The 18,255-nt window shown below is 60.7% G+C and carries 14 protein-coding genes and 2 pseudogenes; 11 read left to right on the plus strand and 5 right to left on the minus strand.

The window, feature by feature from the left end; translation table 11 throughout:
• The first annotated feature begins 248 nt into the window (after positions 1-248).
• A pseudogene (locus AC245Y_RS35695) lies at positions 249-2,393 on the plus strand (TonB-dependent siderophore receptor).
• 202 nt (positions 2,394-2,595) lie between these two features.
• Here AC245Y_RS35695 and fhuB read toward each other — a convergent pair.
• The 5 genes and pseudogenes from fhuB to AC245Y_RS35720 form a co-directional block, all read right to left on the minus strand.
• Positions 2,596-4,566 (minus strand): Fe(3+)-hydroxamate ABC transporter permease FhuB, encoded by a 1,971-nt coding sequence (fhuB, locus tag AC245Y_RS35700; protein ID WP_012760721.1) that lies wholly within the window; start codon positions 4,564-4,566, stop codon positions 2,596-2,598.
• The gene (locus tag AC245Y_RS35705; protein WP_017997645.1) at positions 4,566-5,444 is read right to left on the minus strand and encodes an iron-siderophore ABC transporter substrate-binding protein; all 879 of its coding nucleotides are present in this window, start codon (positions 5,442-5,444) and stop codon (positions 4,566-4,568) included. Before AC245Y_RS35705 ends, fhuB begins: the two co-directional genes overlap by 1 nt.
• A gap of 13 nt (positions 5,445-5,457) precedes the next feature.
• The gene (locus tag AC245Y_RS35710; RefSeq protein ID WP_012760719.1) at positions 5,458-6,267 is read right to left on the minus strand and encodes an ABC transporter ATP-binding protein; all 810 of its coding nucleotides are present in this window, start codon (positions 6,265-6,267) and stop codon (positions 5,458-5,460) included.
• A 443-nt stretch (positions 6,268-6,710) separates the two neighbouring features.
• On the minus strand, positions 6,711-7,613 hold the full coding sequence (locus AC245Y_RS35715; RefSeq protein ID WP_017997644.1) for an MBL fold metallo-hydrolase: 903 nt from the start codon (positions 7,611-7,613) through the stop codon (positions 6,711-6,713).
• 98 nt (positions 7,614-7,711) lie between these two features.
• Positions 7,712-8,339, minus strand: a pseudogene (locus AC245Y_RS35720) (DsbA family protein).
• Positions 8,340-8,452: 113 nt separating this feature from the next.
• Here AC245Y_RS35720 and AC245Y_RS35725 point away from each other — a divergent pair.
• From AC245Y_RS35725 to AC245Y_RS35770, 10 genes are all read left to right on the plus strand, one after another.
• Positions 8,453-9,346, plus strand: a complete 894-nt coding sequence (locus AC245Y_RS35725; protein ID WP_012760716.1) for a LysR family transcriptional regulator — start codon at positions 8,453-8,455, stop codon at positions 9,344-9,346.
• Positions 9,347-9,535: 189 nt separating this feature from the next.
• Positions 9,536-9,802 carry an acylphosphatase gene (locus tag AC245Y_RS35730; protein ID WP_017997643.1) on the plus strand — a complete coding sequence of 89 codons (267 nt, stop codon included), beginning with the start codon at positions 9,536-9,538 and terminating at the stop codon, positions 9,800-9,802.
• Between the two features lie 156 nt (positions 9,803-9,958).
• Positions 9,959-10,609, plus strand: coding sequence for a Rieske 2Fe-2S domain-containing protein (locus AC245Y_RS35735; RefSeq protein ID WP_017997642.1), 651 nt, complete (start codon positions 9,959-9,961; stop codon positions 10,607-10,609).
• A complete protein-coding gene (locus AC245Y_RS35740) occupies positions 10,606-11,451 on the plus strand; it encodes an aromatic ring-hydroxylating oxygenase subunit alpha (protein WP_012760713.1) in 846 nt (281 codons plus the stop codon). The genes AC245Y_RS35735 and AC245Y_RS35740 overlap by 4 nt, the downstream gene beginning before the upstream one ends.
• The gene (locus tag AC245Y_RS35745; protein WP_017997641.1) at positions 11,448-12,107 is read left to right on the plus strand and encodes a glutathione S-transferase family protein; all 660 of its coding nucleotides are present in this window, start codon (positions 11,448-11,450) and stop codon (positions 12,105-12,107) included. The genes AC245Y_RS35740 and AC245Y_RS35745 overlap by 4 nt, the downstream gene beginning before the upstream one ends.
• Before the next feature lies 1 nt (position 12,108).
• The gene (locus AC245Y_RS35750) at positions 12,109-13,488 is read left to right on the plus strand and encodes an amidohydrolase (protein WP_017997640.1); all 1,380 of its coding nucleotides are present in this window, start codon (positions 12,109-12,111) and stop codon (positions 13,486-13,488) included.
• Positions 13,489-13,514: 26 nt separating this feature from the next.
• On the plus strand, positions 13,515-14,612 hold the full coding sequence (locus AC245Y_RS35755; RefSeq protein WP_012760710.1) for a BMP family ABC transporter substrate-binding protein: 1,098 nt from the start codon (positions 13,515-13,517) through the stop codon (positions 14,610-14,612).
• A 3-nt stretch (positions 14,613-14,615) separates the two neighbouring features.
• Positions 14,616-16,136 carry an ABC transporter ATP-binding protein gene (locus AC245Y_RS35760; RefSeq protein WP_017997639.1) on the plus strand — a complete coding sequence of 507 codons (1,521 nt, stop codon included), beginning with the start codon at positions 14,616-14,618 and terminating at the stop codon, positions 16,134-16,136.
• Positions 16,136-17,236, plus strand: coding sequence for an ABC transporter permease (locus AC245Y_RS35765; protein ID WP_012760708.1), 1,101 nt, complete (start codon positions 16,136-16,138; stop codon positions 17,234-17,236). The genes AC245Y_RS35760 and AC245Y_RS35765 overlap by 1 nt, the downstream gene beginning before the upstream one ends.
• Complete coding sequence (locus AC245Y_RS35770) at positions 17,233-18,144, plus strand: ABC transporter permease (RefSeq protein ID WP_012760707.1); 912 nt, start codon at positions 17,233-17,235, stop codon at positions 18,142-18,144. Before AC245Y_RS35765 ends, AC245Y_RS35770 begins: the two co-directional genes overlap by 4 nt.
• Positions 18,145-18,255: the final 111 nt, after the last annotated feature.

An 18,255-nucleotide genomic window follows, 5' to 3' on the forward strand; every position in this document is an offset into this window, starting at 1 on the left:
TAGACCCGGCGGTTGGACGATCGTCCTCGCGCGTGCACTCGTCAAGGTCAGTGCCAGATGGGCCGTTCAGGATTACATCCTCTCTCCGTGTTGTCCCCAAACCTCTCGGTCCCGACCAGGAGCAAATATAGTCACAAAAGCGTGACTATTAAGTTGACGCAAATTCTCCTGTTTTAGTAAACGGACTCGCTGCAGTGGCCGGAGGGGCGGCCGTCACGCTGCTCGATATTGGTCTGACAGGGGATAGTATGACAGTAGGACTACAGGGAAAGTTGCGTGTGTTCACAAGCCGATTGATTGCGAGCAGCGCTTTGATGACAGTGTCGTTCGGATCGGTAGGCATCGGCTGGGCCCAAGACAATGCGGCGGAAGAGGCGACGCAATTGGCCCCGATCGTCATAACCGGCAAGTCGGATCGTGTGGTTGGCCCTGATCGCACCATCGTTGCCAAGGATACCGCCACAGGCACCAAAACAGATACTCCGGTCTTCGATGTACCGGCGTCAGTGTCGGTGGTGACGCAAAAAGAGTTGGAAGAGCGTCATGTGGACAATCTTCAGCAGGCGGTCGCTTATACCGCCGGCGTCTTTTCAGACGAGTTCGGTAACGACGATCGCTACGATTATATAAGAATTCGAGGCTTTGATCAGACGGCGCTTGGCACCTACCGGGATGGACTGGCGGCGCGTATTCCCGCCTGATTCACTGCCAGCCGCCTCGAACCCTATGGTCTTCAGCGCGTCGAGGTCATGAAAGGATCGACGTCGACCCTCTTTGGCCTTAACGGTCCGGGAGGACTCGTCAATGCAATCACCAAGCGTCCCTTGGATGAGAAGCATGGTGAAGTTTACACGTCGTATGGGGATGGTACCAAGGAGGTGGGTGCGGATTTTGGCGGCCCGATCGATGCCGATGGCGTATGGACCTACCGGCTTACCGGACTTGCCAAGGACGGTGACTAAGGCTTGGATTATTCGAACGACGACCGCACCTACATTGCACCGGCACTGACGATCAAGCCGGAAGAGGGCACCTCGCTCACCATTCTGACCGATTATTATAAACGCGATGGAACGGGCGCGCGGGGTGTTCCGACCGGCGCAAATATCGATATCGACGCTTTCCTAGGCGAACCGGACTTCAATCGCTTCAATACGGAGCAGACCGACATCGGCTATCAGTTCGAGCACGAGATCAACGACAACCTGACCTTCCGCTCGAATGCCCGCTATACGCATCTCGAGCTCGACTATGCCGAAGTCTATGGCGCATCGCTGGATCCGACGGCCAATCGAACGGCGTTCTCGGTCGACGGCATGTCCAACCGCTACGCCTTCGACAATCAGCTGCAGTACGATACCGGATGGGACGGGATCGACAGCAAGACGCTGGTCGGCGTCGACTATACCAGTGACAATACGCGCGAAAACATCCTGTTCGGCACGGCGGGGCCGATCGATATTGATAATCCGGTCTATTGCGGTCTTTCCTGCATCAATCTCGGCCCTTACGTGAACTGGCGCGTCAAGCAGCAGGCGCTCGGGATCTATGCTCAGGAGCAATTGACGTTCGACGATCGATGGATCGTTACCCTGGGCGGACGATGGGACCAGGTTCACACGACTGCGGATTACCTCGATAGCGGGACAAGTGACGACGACACGGCGTCAGCTTTCACCAAGCGGGCCGGACTGACGTATAAATTTACGCCGAATCTCGCAGCTTATGCGAACTATTCGGAAACCTTCCAACCGCTCGTCGCGCAGACCGCAAACGGCTACGCTGTGACGGGATCGTTGAAACCACAGCAGGGTGAACAATACGAGGTTGGCCTCAAATATCAGCCGGATGGGTTTGACGGCCTCTTTACCTTGGCGCTGTTTGATCTTACCCAAACCAATGTGCCGAGCTATGTCAGCCCTCTGGTGCAGGAGCAGATTGGCAAGGTTGGTGTGCGCGGCATCGAACTTGAAGGGAAAGCCGCAATCAACGACAGGCTCAATCTCACGCTTGCCTATTCCTATTGGGATGCTGAAATCCGCGAAGACGGGACAGGCGGCAATGTCGGTAACCGGCCTTCCCGCGTGCCGCGACATCTGGCATCGGCCTGGCTCGATTATACGATTCCGGGAGATGGATGGCGCGGTGACCTGACGATCGGGGGAGGTGTCCGCTATATCGGTCAAACCTACGGTAACGATGCAAATACGGTGTCGCTTACCAGCTATACGCTGGTTGATGCCGCAGTCAGCTACAAGGTGACCGAGGATGTGACGCTGGCCGTCAATGCGACGAACCTCTTTGACCATAAGTATCTCGCCACCAGCTATTACGGAACTGAGTTCTACGGCGATCGGCGTAAGGTCGTCGGTACGCTGAAGTATTCCTGGTAAAAGTGACGGACGCCGCCTGATCAAGGCGGCGTCCACAATCTGAGCGAAGGAATTATGCAGTAATTCCGACTGTTTCAGCGGCGCTGTAGCCGGCGTCGTGGATGACCGTTTGTCTGCGGATCTTCGCTGGTGGAGCAAACCGCTCCTAGTGATGGCGGACTTCATCGCCGCGATGACACCCACGGCCCTGCGCGCGCAACCCTCAGCCGGCTCCGCGCTTCCGCATCATCAGCATCAAGAACGGCGCTCCGATGAGTGCGGAAACAAGACCGGCCGGGATCTGGTAGGGCGATACGATCGTGCGGCCGACGAAGTCAGCAGCAACCATAAGCCCCCCTCCGATCAGAGCGGCGCCGACCATTTGCGGCAGCGCGCGCGCCAATCCCGCCTCCCGTGCAAGGTGAGGTCCCATGAGGCCGATGAATGACAATGGGCCAACCGTGAGCGTCGCGGCAGCCGTCAACAATCCTGCGAGGCCAAAAAGCGCAAATCGCGATTTCGCCAAGGGTATACCGACCGCCGCCGAAGGCGACGGCCCAAGCGGAAGTATGTCAAGCCAGCGGCGAGCGGCGAGCGAGACGGCAATCAGCACGGCGCCGAGCGCCACCTCCATTGCGGCGGTCGACCCGTCGATAAGATAGGTGGACCCGCTCATCCACCGCATCAGCAGAACTGCTCTTGGATCTCCCGTCGAGCTCAACACGCCGACGACGGCATCGACCATCGCGCTTAAGGCAATGCCCGCAAGCAGGACCCGTTCAGGTGCGAACGCCGATCGCCGGGAGCTGACGAAGATGACAAAAAGAACGCTGATCGCACCAGCCACGGCAAATGCAAATTGCCCGGAAAATCCTGGAGCGACTGCAAACAGGGCAATTGCAACACCGAAGGTCGCGCCGGCACTGATTCCCAGGACTTCGGGACTTGCCATTTCGTTTCCCGTCAGCCGCTGAAGGATGGAGCCCGCAACAGCAAGCATGGCGCCCGATGTCAGGGCGGCGAGGATTTTAGGTATCCTGATCGCAAGGACATCGACCGAAAATTCGCCTGATGTAAAAGCCCAGCCGCCATTGACGTCGCGTCCGAGAAAAGCGCTGACCATCAACAGGACGAGCAGGCCGGCGGCCGCGATGATGACCGGTCGGGTTCCATCCCATCGACGTGGCCGTCTGAACGCCGGCGATTGCTGTAGTCTATGACGGATCTTCAGCCGCGGCAGGAGCGCGAGAAGCAGCGGCGAACCGAAGATGGCTGTCACCGCCCCCGTCGGCAAGAAATCACCAAGTCCGCCGGCGACGAGTTGCAGGATGGAGTCGGCGAAGAACAGCAGCCCGGCGCCGATCAGCGGAGACCAGAGGATGAGCTGCGTGGGACGCCGTGCTCCGGACAATCGCGCAATCGTCGGCGCGACCAGTCCAATGAAACCAATGACCCCAACGGCGCTCGTGACAAATGCAGCAAGCGTGACGGCAAGGGCGATGACAACGAAACGCAGGCGGACCAATCTGACGCCAAGTGCCGTGGAACTGCTTTCGCCAAGATCGAGCAGCGAAAGCGGTCTCATCACGAAAGCGCAGCCGATGGCGATGACAGCCAATTTCCAAAGAAGCGACAGGGGAATGACCCAGCTTTGCTGTGCCAGCGAGCCGGCGCCCCAGATGAACAGGCTCGAGAGGTAGCGCTGGTTCAAATAGGTCAGGATGGCAGCGAGGCCGCCGCACCAAAGACTGAGAACCAGCCCCGACAGAACAAGCGAATAAGGCGAAAAGCCGCGGCGCGCGCCCAGGCTGACGACGATCGCAGCAGCGGTCGCGCTGCCGATCAGAGCGACAAGATCGCGGCCGGCGCCAAGCAAGTCGGGGAGAAACAGCGATGTTACCACCAGCGCCAGGTTTGCTCCGGCCGACACGCCAAGGGTGGCAGGATCGGCGAGCGGGTTTCGCAAAACTTGCTGAAACAGCGCACCGGACAAGGCAAGCGCGGCTCCGGCAATCAGCGCCGTCGCAAGACGGGGAAGCGTCGAATAGGTGAACACCATTCGCGTGACATCGTAGTCCCCTCGAGCCATTTCCGACAGCGCAGGAGCGGCAAGAAACCACGATGCCACGCCTCCACCGCACATCAGGAGGAGGAAGACAATTGCTGGCCCGATATTGTCGCGGCGGGAAACCATCAAGTGTCCTTCTCCAGAAGATCTGTCAAAAGGCCTGCGAAACGCATGGCTTCGTTCACCATCCCGAACATCAGGGCTGGCGGCAGAATCGACAGATGGCCTGGACGCGCAAACGAAAGCCTGTTCCACAGCGGGCTCTGAGCGAGTTTCGGAAGAACGTCCAGAGGAATTGGCTCAAAGGCGATCAGACGCGCGTCTGGATCGGTGATCTTGGAGAGATCTTCAATCCCGATCGTTTCAAAGCCCCAGTAATTCGACTCTCTGGTCCAGGCGTTCCGGACACCGATGCGCTCGAGTACATTGTGGAACAGTCCAGGACTTGAGTAGATGCGGGCATGGCGGGCATCCATGAAGTTCACCAGGGCGACCGGCGGCAGGTTCTTGCCCACCAGGCGGCTGCGGCAGTGCGCAAAGAAGACGTCGGCGCGCGCCAGGAACTGCTCTGCTTCATTCTCACGTCCAAGCTCAATGGCCAATTTACGCGTTGCCGCGATAGCAGCGGTAAGAATAGGTCCAATGCCCGGCGTAAAGATTTCCAGCCGAACGACTTTCGCCACCGACTGCAGCTTGGGCAACAGCTCATCCAGGTAGGGTGTAGTCAAGATAATGTCGGGCTTCAGCGTAACGAGAATCTCAAAATTGACCTCGAACGCACTGCCGATATCGACGACGGATTTTGGCATCGGCGGTTCGACAACCCATCTGTCCCAATCGGCGAGGTCCGAAATCCCGATCGGAGGCAATCCGAGGGATAAAAGAGTGGACGCAAGGCCGTAGTCGAGACTGACGATCCTTGGGCCCATCGACTGTGCAAACAGCGGAGCTGGAATGAGCGAGGCCCCGGCGAACTGCAAAAAGGAGCGCCGCGAAACCCCCATTGAACGCAGAGCCTCAGCAAACATAGGCGAGCGGATAGGGCAGGTTGGGCGCAGAGATCACGTCCATGTCGATCCCATAGATCTCTTGCAGCGTGTTCGGCGCGAGGATCGCGCCCGGCGTTCCGCTGGCCACCACGCGACCACGTTTCAATGCATGGATCCGATCGCAGAAGCGAGCGGCCATGTTGATGTCGTGGAGAACGATAATGACACTCCTTCCACCCTCATGCGCCAAGCGTCGCACAAGTGAGAGCACCTCGACCTGATGAGCAACGTCGAGTGCCGCAGTCGGTTCGTCGAGCAACAGGCAGCGAGCGTCCTGAGCAATCAGCATCGCAATCCAGGCACGTTGCCGCTCACCACCCGATAGCGTTCCCATGATACGTTCGGCGAACGTCTCGATATGCGTGGCTCGAAGGGCTTCCTCGACTTTCTCTTCATCGTTCTTGGTGAAGCGACCGAGCGCTCCGTGCCACGGATAGCGACCGCATCCCACAAGCTCGCGGACCGTCATTTCCGATCCGGTCGTGACATCCTGGGGCAGATATGCGACCGAACGCGCAAAGGCGCGTTCGCTATACATCCTCAGATCCTGGTTCCCGTAAGAGATCGATCCAGTGCTCGGCACAAGCTGGCGAGCCAACATTTTGAGAAGACTGGATTTGCCGGAGCCGTTGTGGCCGACCAGTGCGACAACTTCTCCTGCCGGAAATTTAAGACTGACGTCGAAGAGAATTTCGTTCCGCTCTATCAAAAGACCTATATTTTCGGCGACAAAAGTTTCAGCCGTTCGAGGCGGATCTTGTATCGGGAGTATAGCCACGTGACTTCCTTTAACCGGGTGACAGTCGGTACTAAAGATGAGAGCGGCAATCAACTATTTTCGTTAGTCCTCCGCCTAGCTCCTTCGTCATCTCGTGCGGCGGCCTCGGCTTTCGGCCGGCAACGCCGGCTTTGTGCCGCCTCACGTTAAGAGGGGGAAGAGGAAGTCAAAATCCTCTCCAGCGTGTGTAGTTCTGTTGAGATTATCATTATTTAGCAGTCGGTTGGCGGATCTTTCGCAGTTCAACGGCGAAAATATATGCAATCTAAGATGGCGTAAAGTGGCATAAGCTGAATTATGGAACTACGCTATCGGCCTTCATTCGAACTTCGACGACACATGGTAAGCTCCCTAAGTGCTGACGACTGCATCACCACTTTTGCGGCCTTCCCAGAGATGAAGGGCCCTCCCGGGCCCTTCGGATCAATTTGAAGATCGGCCGTTCAGCCCCACTTCATTTCTCCCTTAGCAACCTTGGAGCCGATGTCGAGCGCAACGCCCATGCCGAGACCGGGGAAGCGGGCTTCCATGGCGGCCTTCAGCGCAGCGGAATCGGCTGCCTTGGCGAGTTCTTCCTCGAAAGCGAGCAGATAGCTCTTCGTGTGTTCGACGGCGGACAGATCGGTTGCCGCTTCCGGCGTCATGTGGCCGGGAACGACAATCGTTGGCTTGCGAGCGCTGATTTTGTCGAGGGTGGCCACCCAAGCGGCACGCTGCTCCGGAGCCTGGGTGTCGGCCGTCCACACGTGGACGCCGGAGAAAATCATGACGCCCCCGAAAACGGCGTTCAGCGATGGCACGAACAGGTACCGGCGATTGCTTACCCCTGCTTCGGCCGCGACAATCTCGACTGTTTCGCCATCAACTGTGACGCTTGGAGCGTCGAAGGCTTCCGGCATGACGATGTCTGCAAGGGTCTGCGGGCCGTTCTCCTTGAGCTGCGGCCCCCAAACGGCAAGCTTTTTCTCGATATTGCCCTTGATCGCTGCAATCGTATCGGAAGCGGCCAGCACTTTTGTGCCGGGAAAGGCTTCGAGGACCGGCTTCAGGCTGAAGTAATAGTCCGGATCGGACTGGCTGACATAAATTGCGGTCAGCGTCTTGCCGGTGGCCTTGATCGCCTCCGCCAGCGCACGGCCGTCGGGATAGGTGAACCCGCCATCGATCAGCAACGCTTCGCTGGCGCCGGTCAGCAGCACCGGAGCGCGAAAGAAGCCATTCTGACCGGCGGGGAAGTGCTTCCAGGCCAGCTTTGATCCGGCCGCGTTGCCGAGATCGGCAGGCGCAAAAACGGCAACGGCGCCGGCTGCGAGGGTGGTTTTCATGATTTCTCTCCTTGAATACATGGTTGTCTCCGATGTTCGCCAGTTTCGATTTTCTGCTGCCGTGAGGGTTGCCCCCCGCAGGTCGGTAGTTCATGGAACGGTCTGCTGAAAACGAACGATCACGCTGCCTGAAGCTCGGCAGCAAGTCGGTCAAAGCCGCCGAACAAGGCATCGCTGCGCAGCACGCGGCGCTTATCGCCGTCGCTGACCAAAAGCGCCGGGACCCCATCCGTCCGGAATGCAGCCATGAGTTGGCGGGACTTCCCGATCGCGATAGATTTCGAGCAGAGCCTCGTCCGGAGCCCGGACACGAGCGGCGGAATCGGAAAAGCCGGCCTGATCGAGAACGTCGGCCACGACAGCGATCTCCGAGGTATTGCGGCCGTCAACATAGCGAGCGCTTTGAAGTGCCTTCAGGGCATCGCCTTCCCTGTCGAGTTGCGTCACCCCGACGGCTATGATCCCAAGCGTCGCAGGGGCGGAGTCGAACATACCGTCTGCGCCCCCGAGAACCTGATCGCGATAGAGCTGGCTGAAGACCTGTCCCGTGAGCCGGTTGATCCGCTGGTCATTGTGCCAGGCATAGGCTGCGAAACGTTCATCCAACGGACGGGCGCCTTCGCCCGCGAAGAGCCCGGTGGGCGCAAGCTCGACGGTGAGATTGTCAAGCTTGGCCATTTTGTCGAGCGCGGGCGCCGCACCATAGCACCAGCCGCAAAGCGGATCGTAGAGATAGGTAAGATGCATATCGGACCATCCTTGAGCGATGGACAACAGATAGTGCACTTTTATTGAGTGATAAATATTGTTAAATGTGACAGAATGTATGTCAAAAACTTACAATCAAATGGAAGAAGGTTATGGAGGCTGTCAACCTCAATCGGCTGGCCTATTTCGCAGCCGTCGTCGATACCGGCTCGTTCACGAAAGCTGCCGAGCGCCTCGCAATCACGAAGACGGTCGTCAGCCAGCAGGTTGCGCGGCTGGAAGCTGAGTTGAAAACCAGCTTGCTCCTCCGAACAACACGACGCGTCGAGCCGACTGAGGCCGGCAAGCTTCTCTACGCGCGCTGCGTCTTGATTTTCCGCGAAGCCGAGGACGCGGTCGATGAAATCACCCGCGCAAATGCCGAGCCGACAGGCATGCTACGCATTGCTGCGCCCAATGATTATGGTGCGAGCACGATCGCTCCGATTGCTGCATCCTTTATCCGGAAGTACCCCGCTTGCAGGGTCGAGCTTCTGCTCGCCGATACGAAGATGGATCTGCTCGCCAATCAGATCGATCTGTCGATCCGCGTTGGTTGGCTCGATGACTCCAGTCACCAAGCGAGACGGATCGGTTCGTTCCGGCAGTTTCTTGTGGCGTCTCCCAGCTTCTCCGCCACGCTCAGTTTGAACAGTCCAGAGGATGCGGCGGGCCAGCCGTTTATCGCCAATCTGGCCCTCAAGGAGCCGGTGACCTGGAGGTTTATCCAGGGCGATTTCGACAGGCGCACCGTGCGGATGCAACAGAGCCTCATGAGCAATTCGACGCCTGCGGTTCTCGCGGCCACGCTTGCGGGGGCGGGCATATCCGTGCTGCCGGATTTTCTGGCTGGAGAGCATATAGACGCTGGCCGACTGATAAGATTGTTGCCGGACTGGAGCCTGCCGGCCGGAGGAATCTATGTCGTCTATCCGGCAGCTCGGTTCCGCACACCCAAAGTCACGGCCTTTGTCGCAATGCTGACTGGCGGTCGCTCGCCCGACTAGGCTGTGCCATCACGCAGCCTGAGTTGTTTCCATACGTCGCGTCGCCAGCGGCGCAGCCATACGGTGGCGGGGAATTGGTATGCCGCCGCAGGGCTTTGCAAAGGAAACTCCGACGCCATATTCTCGCCTTGACGGCGACCCTTCCCGAAGTTCATTCAGGCGCTATGATGTAGGAAAACAAGGGCGAGCATGGGACAAGATACAAGCGACCTTCTAGAACGGATGACGATTGTCGGTGATCTCGAGGTCGCCTCCTTCGTTCCCTGGATCCGGCGCCATGCCGCCAAGCTTGGGCTTTCGCACACCATATCTCATACGAGTTCCATGCGGATCGAACTTGAGGTTGCTGGGCCGGTGGAGCTGATCGACATGATGGAGATGGGATGCTCTCTCGGGCCCATCGACGTGTGGGTCGAGAGGATAGATCGCACGGCGATCAGCGGCGAAAGGACCTAGTGCCGGGCTGTGGCACATTTCCCCCGTGCATATTATTTACTCATTGTTGCCAATGCGAAATAATTATGCAAACCTGATAAGGTTGCGGCGGAATTGCCTCGGCGCCGATGCGGGACTTGATCGGCAAGCATTTGGTTTTGTTTGGGAATTCTACTCATGCCTTCCGATACGACGGGCTTTTGGACGCCAGTCGCCCTTTCCCGGGATTTGCCGGCCGGAACCGTCATGCCGGCTTGGACGGCAGCCGGATCGATTGCCCTGTGGCGTAGCGCTTCGAGGCGCATTTCGGCATCGGCGGATCGCTGTCCGCACCGTGGCATGCGCTTGTCTCACGGCTTCGTTCGTGGCGAGGCGCTCTCTTGCATCTATCACGGGTGGAGCTATGGCCAGGCCGGAAACTGTCTGCGCATCCCCGCCCATCCGGGGCTGACGCCACCGGAAAGCATCCGCGTCGCCACCCATGACGTCGAGGAAACAGATAACGTGATCTGGGTGGCTGTGGGTGCGCCCGCTTCGAAGCCACCGAGGCTTGATGACCTCACTCCCTTGCGTTCGCTGACGGCATTCGCCGGCATCGCGGCGATCGAGGCGGCGGCCGGTGCGAAGACGAGCCCTGACGGTCTTGTCGAAATCGACGCATCCACCGGGGTCGTCTGTCTGCTATTATCCGCTTGGGAAGACGGACAGACGTTGATCCATGTGCTGCTGAAGGGTGACACCGGCCCGGAGGCGGGCATCGGCGCCTCACGGGTCGCCGAGAGCCTGCGCCGCCGGGCTGAGGGTCTTCAGAGGGATATCGCGCAATGACCATGCAGGCGATGATCGACGAATGGTATCCGGTCGGGCTTTTCAGCCAGCTCGACAGCGCCGGCCGCAAGACGGCGCTGATGGGCGAGCCGATTAAAGTGGCGCGAGATGCCGATGGCAATGCGAAGGTGACGCGCGGCGATGGGCGTGCTCTGCCGGTGCGCGTCCGTTACGGTCATGTATGGTCCTCCCTCGGCGAGCCGAAGAAGGAACTTTTCCCCATTCCCGAGGCCGACCAGCCCGGCCGCCGCTTCGTCGATGTCGGCGTGGTGCGCGTGCGCTGCTCGCCGCTGCGCGCCGTCGAGAACTTCCTCGACATCGCCCATTTCCCCTTCGTCCACACCGACATTCTCGGCGCGGAGCCGCATACCGAGGTCCAGAACTACAAGGTCGAGATCCGCGAGGAAGAAGACGAGGTCTGGGCAACGCAGGTGAAATTCTACCAGCCGCAGGCCGCCAAGTCGGCAAGTGGCGGGATCACGACAGAATATATGTACCGCGTGCCGGCGCCCACCTGCTCCGTGCTTTACAAGACCTGCCCGCCGCGCCCGAGCGAATGGGATGTCATCACGCTCTTCGTGCAGCCGCTTGCCGAGGACCTCTGCGACGTCTGGCCATGGATGGCGCTCTTCGACGACGAGACCGCGATGACCGACCTCATCCATTTCCAGCAGACGATCTTCCTGCAGGACCGTTCGATCCTCGAAAACCAGATCCCGCGGCTGCTGCCGCTCGACCCCGGCATGGAAATTCCGACGCGGGCCGACCTGACATCGATTGCTTACCGGCGCTGGTTGAAGCGCCACAATTATACCTACGGCGCACAGCTGGTGGCGCAATGAAGCTCTACGACTATATTCTCTCGCCCAGTTGCTACAAGGTGCGCCTGATGGCGGCGCTGACCGGCGTGAAGCTTGACTTGCGCCCAGTGGATTTCCATCCCGGCGCCGAGCATCGCGGCCCCGAGCTGCTTGCACTCAATCCGGCAGGCTCCATTCCGATCCTGGAGAATGGCGACCTGATCCTGACGGAATCGTCGGCGATCCTCGTTTATCTCGCCGCCAAGGCAGCACCCGAATGGCTGGGCAGCGTCAAGGCCGAGGAAGCGGCGCGGGTGCAGCAATGGCTGTCGTTCTCCGGCCGGCTGACGGCAAGCCTCGGCGGTGCGCGGCTCCATGAAATGCTGCTGCGGCCGGGCGATATCGGCGCGCTGCAGGCCCAGGGCATCGCCGCCCTTCGCGAGCTTGAAGCCGGGCTTGTCGAGCAGGGTCTTCGCGGCATGCGTTTCCTCGCCGCCGACCGGCCGACAATTGCCGACATCGCCTGCTTTCCCTATGTGGCGCTGGCGCCCGATGGGGGCGTCACGCTGGATGCTTATCCTGCGATCCGGCTCTGGTCCCGGGCGCTGCGCGCCCTCGACAAGTTTATCGAAATGCCTGGCATTCACCGACTACACGAGTTGAAGCCCGAACCCCAGATCGAACCGGGCGAGGTGTAACATGGCCGGCTACCTCCTGAAGAACTGTGCAGCCGTGATCGCCGACGAGGGCAAGGGGCCGGTCGTCCATCGCAATGTCGATCTGCTGACCAGCGGTCCGGCAATCGTGGCGATTGGCGAAAATCTCGAGGCGGACGCGCTGCCTGCCGGCACGACCGTTCAGGATGCCGCCGGCTGGTTTGTCTATCCGGGCCTCGTCAACACCCATCATCACTTCTTCCAGTGTTTTGTGCGCAACCGCGTTGATCTCGACTGGACGAAGCTCTCCGTGATCGAGTGGCTGGACCGCATCTACCCGATCTTTTCGCAACTCAACGAGGAATGCTTTTACCACGCCTCCGTCACGGCGATGGCCGAGATGGTCAAGCATGGCTGCACCACGGCCTTAGATCACCAATACAATTTCCCCCGGCACGCCGGAAAGCGGCTGATCGACCGGCAGTTCGAAGCAGCCGAACTGCTCGGCATGCGTTTCCATGCCGGCCGCGGCGGCAATACCCTGCCGAAGTCGGAAGGCTCGACTATCCCCAACGAGATGCTGGAAACGACCGACGAATTCATCGCCGACTGCGCACGGCTGATCGAGACCTACCACGATACCAGCCCCTTCAGCATGCGCCAGGTGGTGGTCGCGCCGTGCCAGCCGGTGAACTGCTACCGAGAGACCTTCGTGGAATCGGTGGCATTGGCGCGTGATCGCGGCGTCATGATGCATACCCATGTCGGCGAAGGCGAAAGCCCGGTCATTCAGGCTCGCCATGGCATGCGCACGGTCGACTATCTCGAAGAACTCGGCTTTGCCGGGCCTGATACTTTCTATGCCCATTGCTGGGAACTGACACACGACGAACTCAGGAAGATGGCCGCCAGCGGCACCGGTGTCGCGCATTGCCCGGAACCGGTCTATCTGGTCGGCGCTGAGGTCACCGACATTCCCGCCATGGCCGCCTTCGGCCTGCGTGTCGGCCTCGGCTGCGACGGCGCGGCCTCCAACGACAATTCCAACCTGATGCACTGCCTGCACTCCGCCTACATGCTGCAATGCCTCGTCTCCTCCAGCCGTGCCCATCCCGTGCCGCCGCCGGTCGATTTCCTCGGCTACGGCACGGCAGGCGGCGCCAGCCTGCTCGGCCGGCGCGATATCGGCCGGCTCGCGCCGGGCATGGCTGCCGACCTGTTTGCGATCGACACTCGGCGTATGGATTATGTCGGCACGCGCCACGATCCGCTGAGCCTGATTGCCCGCGTCGGCATCGGCATGGCGACGGACATGACCATGATCAATGGCCGCGTCGTCTGGCAGAAGGGCGAATTTCCCGGGCTCGACGAAGCCAAGTTGGCTGCCGATGCCGAGGCCGCACTATCCACCGTGGAATTTTAAAAAAACCAAAAGAGGGAACTGAGAACATGACCAAACTGACCCGCAGAAACCTGATGACGGCCGCTGCCGCCACCGGCCTTGCCGGCGTGCTCGGCAGCCGCCTTGCTTTGGCCGCCGACGAGCCGCTCGGCATCACGCTCGTCGTCCCGTCGCCGATCGGCGACGTTGGCTGGGGGCATGCGCTTGCCGCCGGTCTCGAGCCGATCAGGGCCGCTTACGGCGACAAGGTAAAGGTCACCGTGCTTGAGAATATCGCGGAAGGCCCGGACGCCGACCGCATCATGAACAAGACCGTCGCCGACGGAAACAAATTCCTGATCGCCGGCTCTTTCGGCTATCAGAACGGCGCCTTGCAGATCGCCCGCCGCGATCCAAGCGTCACGGTCCTGCACGCCTCCGGCTTCCAGGTTGCTCCGAACTTCTCGCCCTTCGCCGCCAAGTATTTCCAAGGTACCTATCTGCTCGGCATGGCTGCCGCAGCACTTTCCAAGACCGGCAAGCTTGGCTCTGTCTCCGCCTTCGCCATTCCCGAACTCATCACGTCCATCAACGCCTTCACCCTCGGCGCCCAAGCCGTCAAGCCCGACATCGAGGTCTCGGTGGTTTGGGTGAACTCATGGTTCGACCCGGCCAAGGAGCAGGAAGCCGCCAAAGCCCTAATCGCGCAGAAATGCGACGTGATCTTCTCCAACGCCCAGGACACGCCGTCTGTGATCTCGGCCTGCGAGGAAGCCGGCGTCTACGCCTTCAACCTCAACTCCTCGATGAAGAAGTACGCACCGAAAACCTATCTCGGATGCATCTCGACGGACTGGTCGCCGTTCTTCAAGGCATCGGTCGACGCCCACCTTGCCGGCACTTTCAAGGGCGCCAATGCGTTCCTCGGCGTCGCCGACAAGGTCGTCGAAGTGGTCGACTGGAATGCGGATGTTCCGGCTGACGTGATGACCAAGATCAAGGAGATCGAGGCAAAGGTTGCCGACGGCAGCTTCTCGCCCTTCACCGGGCCGATCGCCAAGGCCGACGGCAGCGAAGGTGTCGCATCCGGTGCAACCATGGCCGACCCCGAGATCATCGCCATGAACTGGCACGTCAAGGGCGTCTCCACGCCGCTGCCGAAATAAGTCATGACCACCCCGCTCCTGTCGCTGCGCGGCATTTCGAAGAGCTACGGCCAGATCCATGCCAATCAGGCCATCGATCTGGACGTGGCGCCGCAATCGATCCATGCGATCCTCGGAGAAAACGGGGCGGGAAAATCGACGCTGATGAAACTGATCTACGGCGTCGAGCAACCGGATGACGGTGAGGTCATCTGGGAAGGAAACTCTTTGCGCCTCGCCTCCCCCGCCGAGGCGAGGCGCAACGGCATCGGCATGGTCTTCCAGCACTTCTCGCTGTTCGAGACCCTGACCGTCCTGGAGAATATTCGGCTGGTCGTGCCGGGCCGCAAGGCTGAGCTCAAGGAACGCATTCGGACGCTCGGACGGGAATTCGGCCTCGAAGTCGACCCGCTCGCCCATGTGCATGCGCTGTCCGTCGGCGAGCGGCAGCGGGTGGAGGTCATCCGAAGCCTGATGACCAATCCGAAGCTGCTGATCCTCGACGAGCCCACCTCCGTCCTGCCGCCGCAACTGGTGGAGAAGCTCTTCGACACACTGCGCCGGCTGCGCGACGGCGGCGTTTCCATCCTGTTGATCTCCCACAAGCTCGAGGAAATCCGGGCGATCTGTGACCGGGCGACGATCCTGCGCGGCGGACGGGTGACCGGAGATGTCGACCCGCGCGAGCATGATGCCCATGACCTTGCCCGCATGATGATCGGCCGTGAGATGCCGGCGCCCATCTCGGCCCTGCCACTGTCCGGCGGGGAAAAGCGGCTGGAGATCATTGGGTTGGATTATCAGCCCGACGATCCCTTCGCGGTGCCGCTCTCCGGCATCAGCCTCGAGGTGCGTGCCGGAGAGATCCTAGGGATCGCCGGTATTTCGGGCAACGGCCAAGGCGAGCTTGCCGCGTTGATTTCAGGCGAGACGGTGCTGGGGCGTGACCAACGCGACCGGATCTACATGATGGAGATGGATGTCGGCAGGCTCGATGCCGCCGCGCGGCGAACGCTCGGATTTGCCTTCGTTCCGGAAGACCGGCTCGGACGCGGCGCGGTGCCCGAAATGTCGCTCGTCCTCAACAGCCTGCTGACGGCTCATCCGCTCAAGCTTTTGCGGCACGGTCTCGTCGACAAAGCGCGTGCGTTGGCGTTCACCCATGATTGCATCCGTCAGAATGATGTCCGCACGCCCGGCCCGGATGCCGAAGCCGGCACTCTATCGGGCGGCAATCTGCAGAAGTTCATCGTCGGCCGCGAAATCATGCTGTCTCCCAAATTGCTTTTCCTGGCGCAGCCGACCTGGGGCGTCGATATCGGCGCCGCATCCGCCATCCGCAGCCGTCTGGTCGCATTGCGCAATCAGGGCATGGCGATCCTCGTCATTTCCGAGGAGCTGGAGGAATTGTTCGAGCTCTGCGATTCCATCCAGGTGCTGCATCACGGCCGGCTAAGCCCGCCGCTCGCAACGCGGGACACGAAGCCCGAGGAGATCGGCCGACACATGATCGGGGCACAAGCCTCGCCCGAGAAAGTCCAGTGATGAGTGCTTGGTCCCTTGCTTTCGTTCCCACCCTGGTCCGCCGGGAGCGCGCTTCGCTTGCCGCGACCTTGCTCGCGCCCGTCATAGCACTTGTCATAGCGGTCGCGCTCAACCTCGGACTTTACATTTTGATGGGCCGTGACCCTGTCGCGGTCATTTATGCGATGCTCTTCGAGCCCTTCCTTTCCTGGGCCTCATTTTCGGAAGTGCTGCTAAAAGCAGGCCCGCTCCTTCTGATCGCACAGGGACTGGCGATCGGCTTTCGCGCCAAGGTCTTCAACATCGGCGCCGAAGGCCAATTCATTCTCGGCGCGATCTTCGCCTCTGCCATTCCGGTCTGGTTTCCGCAGGCGACGGGCCAGTGGATCTGGCCGGCGATGCTGCTGCTCGGCGCCATCGGCGGCGCACTTTGGGCTTCTCTCACCGCCTTCTGGCGCGTGCGCCTCAACGCCAACGAGATCCTCGTTTCGCTGATGCTGAGCCTCGTCGCGGCGCAGCTGCTGAACTATCTGCTGCTCGGCCCCTGGAAGGATCCGAACGGCTTCAACTTCCCCCAGTCGGTGATGTTCCAGTACGATGCGATGGTACCGACCCTGATTGCCGGTACCCGCGTCAATGTTTCGTTCCTCATCACGCTCGCTTTGTCGGTTGCGGCCTGGGTCTTCATGCAGAGGAGCTTCATCGGTTACAAGCTGCAAGTCGGCGGTCTGGCGCCGCGAGCTGCCGGCTATGCCGGCTTTAAGGAAGGGTGGGCGATCTGGCTTTCGCTGCTGATCGGCGGTTTTGCAGCCGGTCTTGCGGGGGCCGCCGAAGTCGCCGGTCCGCTCGGCCAGCTGCAGCGTTCGGTCGCGAGCGGCTATGGCTATGCGGCCATCATCGTCGCCTATCTCGGTGGCCTGCATCCGATCGGCATCGTGATCTCGGCGCTGGTCATGGCGGTCATCTATATCGGCGGCGACAATGCCATGGTCTCGGCCAACCTGCCGATCGCCGCCGTCCGTGTCTTCCAGGGCAGTCTGCTGCTCACTTACCTGATTGCCGTCGCCTTCGTGCGCTATCGCCTTGAATGGCGCCGCGCCGCCCACCGGAGCCCATCATGAACGCCATCGAGTTCATTCTTGCCGGCATGCTCGCGGCTGCGACACCGTTTCTTCTGGCAGCCCTTGGCGAGCTGGTGGCCGAGCGCGCCGGCGTCCTCAACCTCGGGGTCGAGGGATTGATGGCCTTCGGTGCCGTGCTCGCCTTCATTATCGTCTACCAGGGCGGCGGACATCTCCTGGGTTTCGTCGTCGCCGGGCTCGGCAGCGCGGTCCTTTCGCTGCTCTTCGCCTTCGTCACGCTGGGTTTCCGGGCAAACCAGGTGGCGGCGGGGCTTGCCATCGGCATTCTCGGCCAGGGCCTTTCCGCGCTTTTCGGCAAGACCTATGAAAGCCTCACGGTCAGGGGACTGCCGAAGCTTGGCCTTCCCGGGCTTTCGGAACTGCCGGTTGTCGGCGGCCTGTTCGTCCAGGACATCGTCGTGTGGATTTCACTCGCCGCGACCCTCGCTTTGTGGGCCATATTTGCCTACACCAAGCTTGGCCTCATCGTCCGCGCCGTCGGCGAGAATCCCAAGGCCGCTCACGCCATCGGCTACTCGGTAATCTCAGTTCGCGTCCTCGCCATCGCCTTCGGCGGCGCGATGGCCGGCTTCGCCGGCGCCTATGCGTCGGTGGTCTATACACCACTCTGGGCCGATGGGATGATTGCCGGGCGCGGCTGGATCGCGATTGCCCTCGTCGTCTTCGGGACTTGGCTCACCGGCCGTATCTTCCTCGGCGCCTGCCTGTTCGGCGCAGTCTCGCTGATGGGGCTTGCAGCCCAGGCAACCGGACTGGACGTTCCCTCGCAACTGCTCTCGAGCCTGCCATATCTGGTGACGATCATCGTGCTCGGCATCATCTCCGCCGACCGCCGCCTGTTGAAACTGAACGGCGTCGCTTCGCTCGGCGAGCCATTCGAGCGGTAGTCTTCGGTGTTGCGGGACAGCGCGGCGCGCGTGCGCTGCACAAATAGGCGCTCTCACGACCGCGCACATAGCAGCAGTCGCACAAAACCTCGGCACAAAGCAAGCATGCCT

The organism is Rhizobium sp. SRDI943, assembly GCF_057653695.1.

Coding starts and splice junctions, on each gene's coding strand:
- fhuB (WP_012760721.1), bottom strand. CDS start 4,566: ATGGTTTCCCGCCGCGACAATATCGGGCCAGCAATTGTCTTCCTCCTC.
- AC245Y_RS35705 (WP_017997645.1), bottom strand. CDS start 5,444: ATGGGGGTTTCGCGGCGCTCCTTTTTGCAGTTCGCCGGGGCCTCGCTC.
- AC245Y_RS35715 (WP_017997644.1), bottom strand. CDS start 7,613: ATGTATTCAAGGAGAGAAATCATGAAAACCACCCTCGCAGCCGGCGCC.
- AC245Y_RS35725 (WP_012760716.1), top strand. CDS start 8,453: ATGGAGGCTGTCAACCTCAATCGGCTGGCCTATTTCGCAGCCGTCGTC.
- AC245Y_RS35730 (WP_017997643.1), top strand. CDS start 9,536: ATGGGACAAGATACAAGCGACCTTCTAGAACGGATGACGATTGTCGGT.
- AC245Y_RS35735 (WP_017997642.1), top strand. CDS start 9,959: ATGCCTTCCGATACGACGGGCTTTTGGACGCCAGTCGCCCTTTCCCGG.
- AC245Y_RS35740 (WP_012760713.1), top strand. CDS start 10,606: ATGACCATGCAGGCGATGATCGACGAATGGTATCCGGTCGGGCTTTTC.
- AC245Y_RS35745 (WP_017997641.1), top strand. CDS start 11,448: ATGAAGCTCTACGACTATATTCTCTCGCCCAGTTGCTACAAGGTGCGC.
- AC245Y_RS35750 (WP_017997640.1), top strand. CDS start 12,109: ATGGCCGGCTACCTCCTGAAGAACTGTGCAGCCGTGATCGCCGACGAG.
- AC245Y_RS35755 (WP_012760710.1), top strand. CDS start 13,515: ATGACCAAACTGACCCGCAGAAACCTGATGACGGCCGCTGCCGCCACC.
- AC245Y_RS35760 (WP_017997639.1), top strand. CDS start 14,616: ATGACCACCCCGCTCCTGTCGCTGCGCGGCATTTCGAAGAGCTACGGC.
- AC245Y_RS35765 (WP_012760708.1), top strand. CDS start 16,136: ATGAGTGCTTGGTCCCTTGCTTTCGTTCCCACCCTGGTCCGCCGGGAG.
- AC245Y_RS35770 (WP_012760707.1), top strand. CDS start 17,233: ATGAACGCCATCGAGTTCATTCTTGCCGGCATGCTCGCGGCTGCGACA.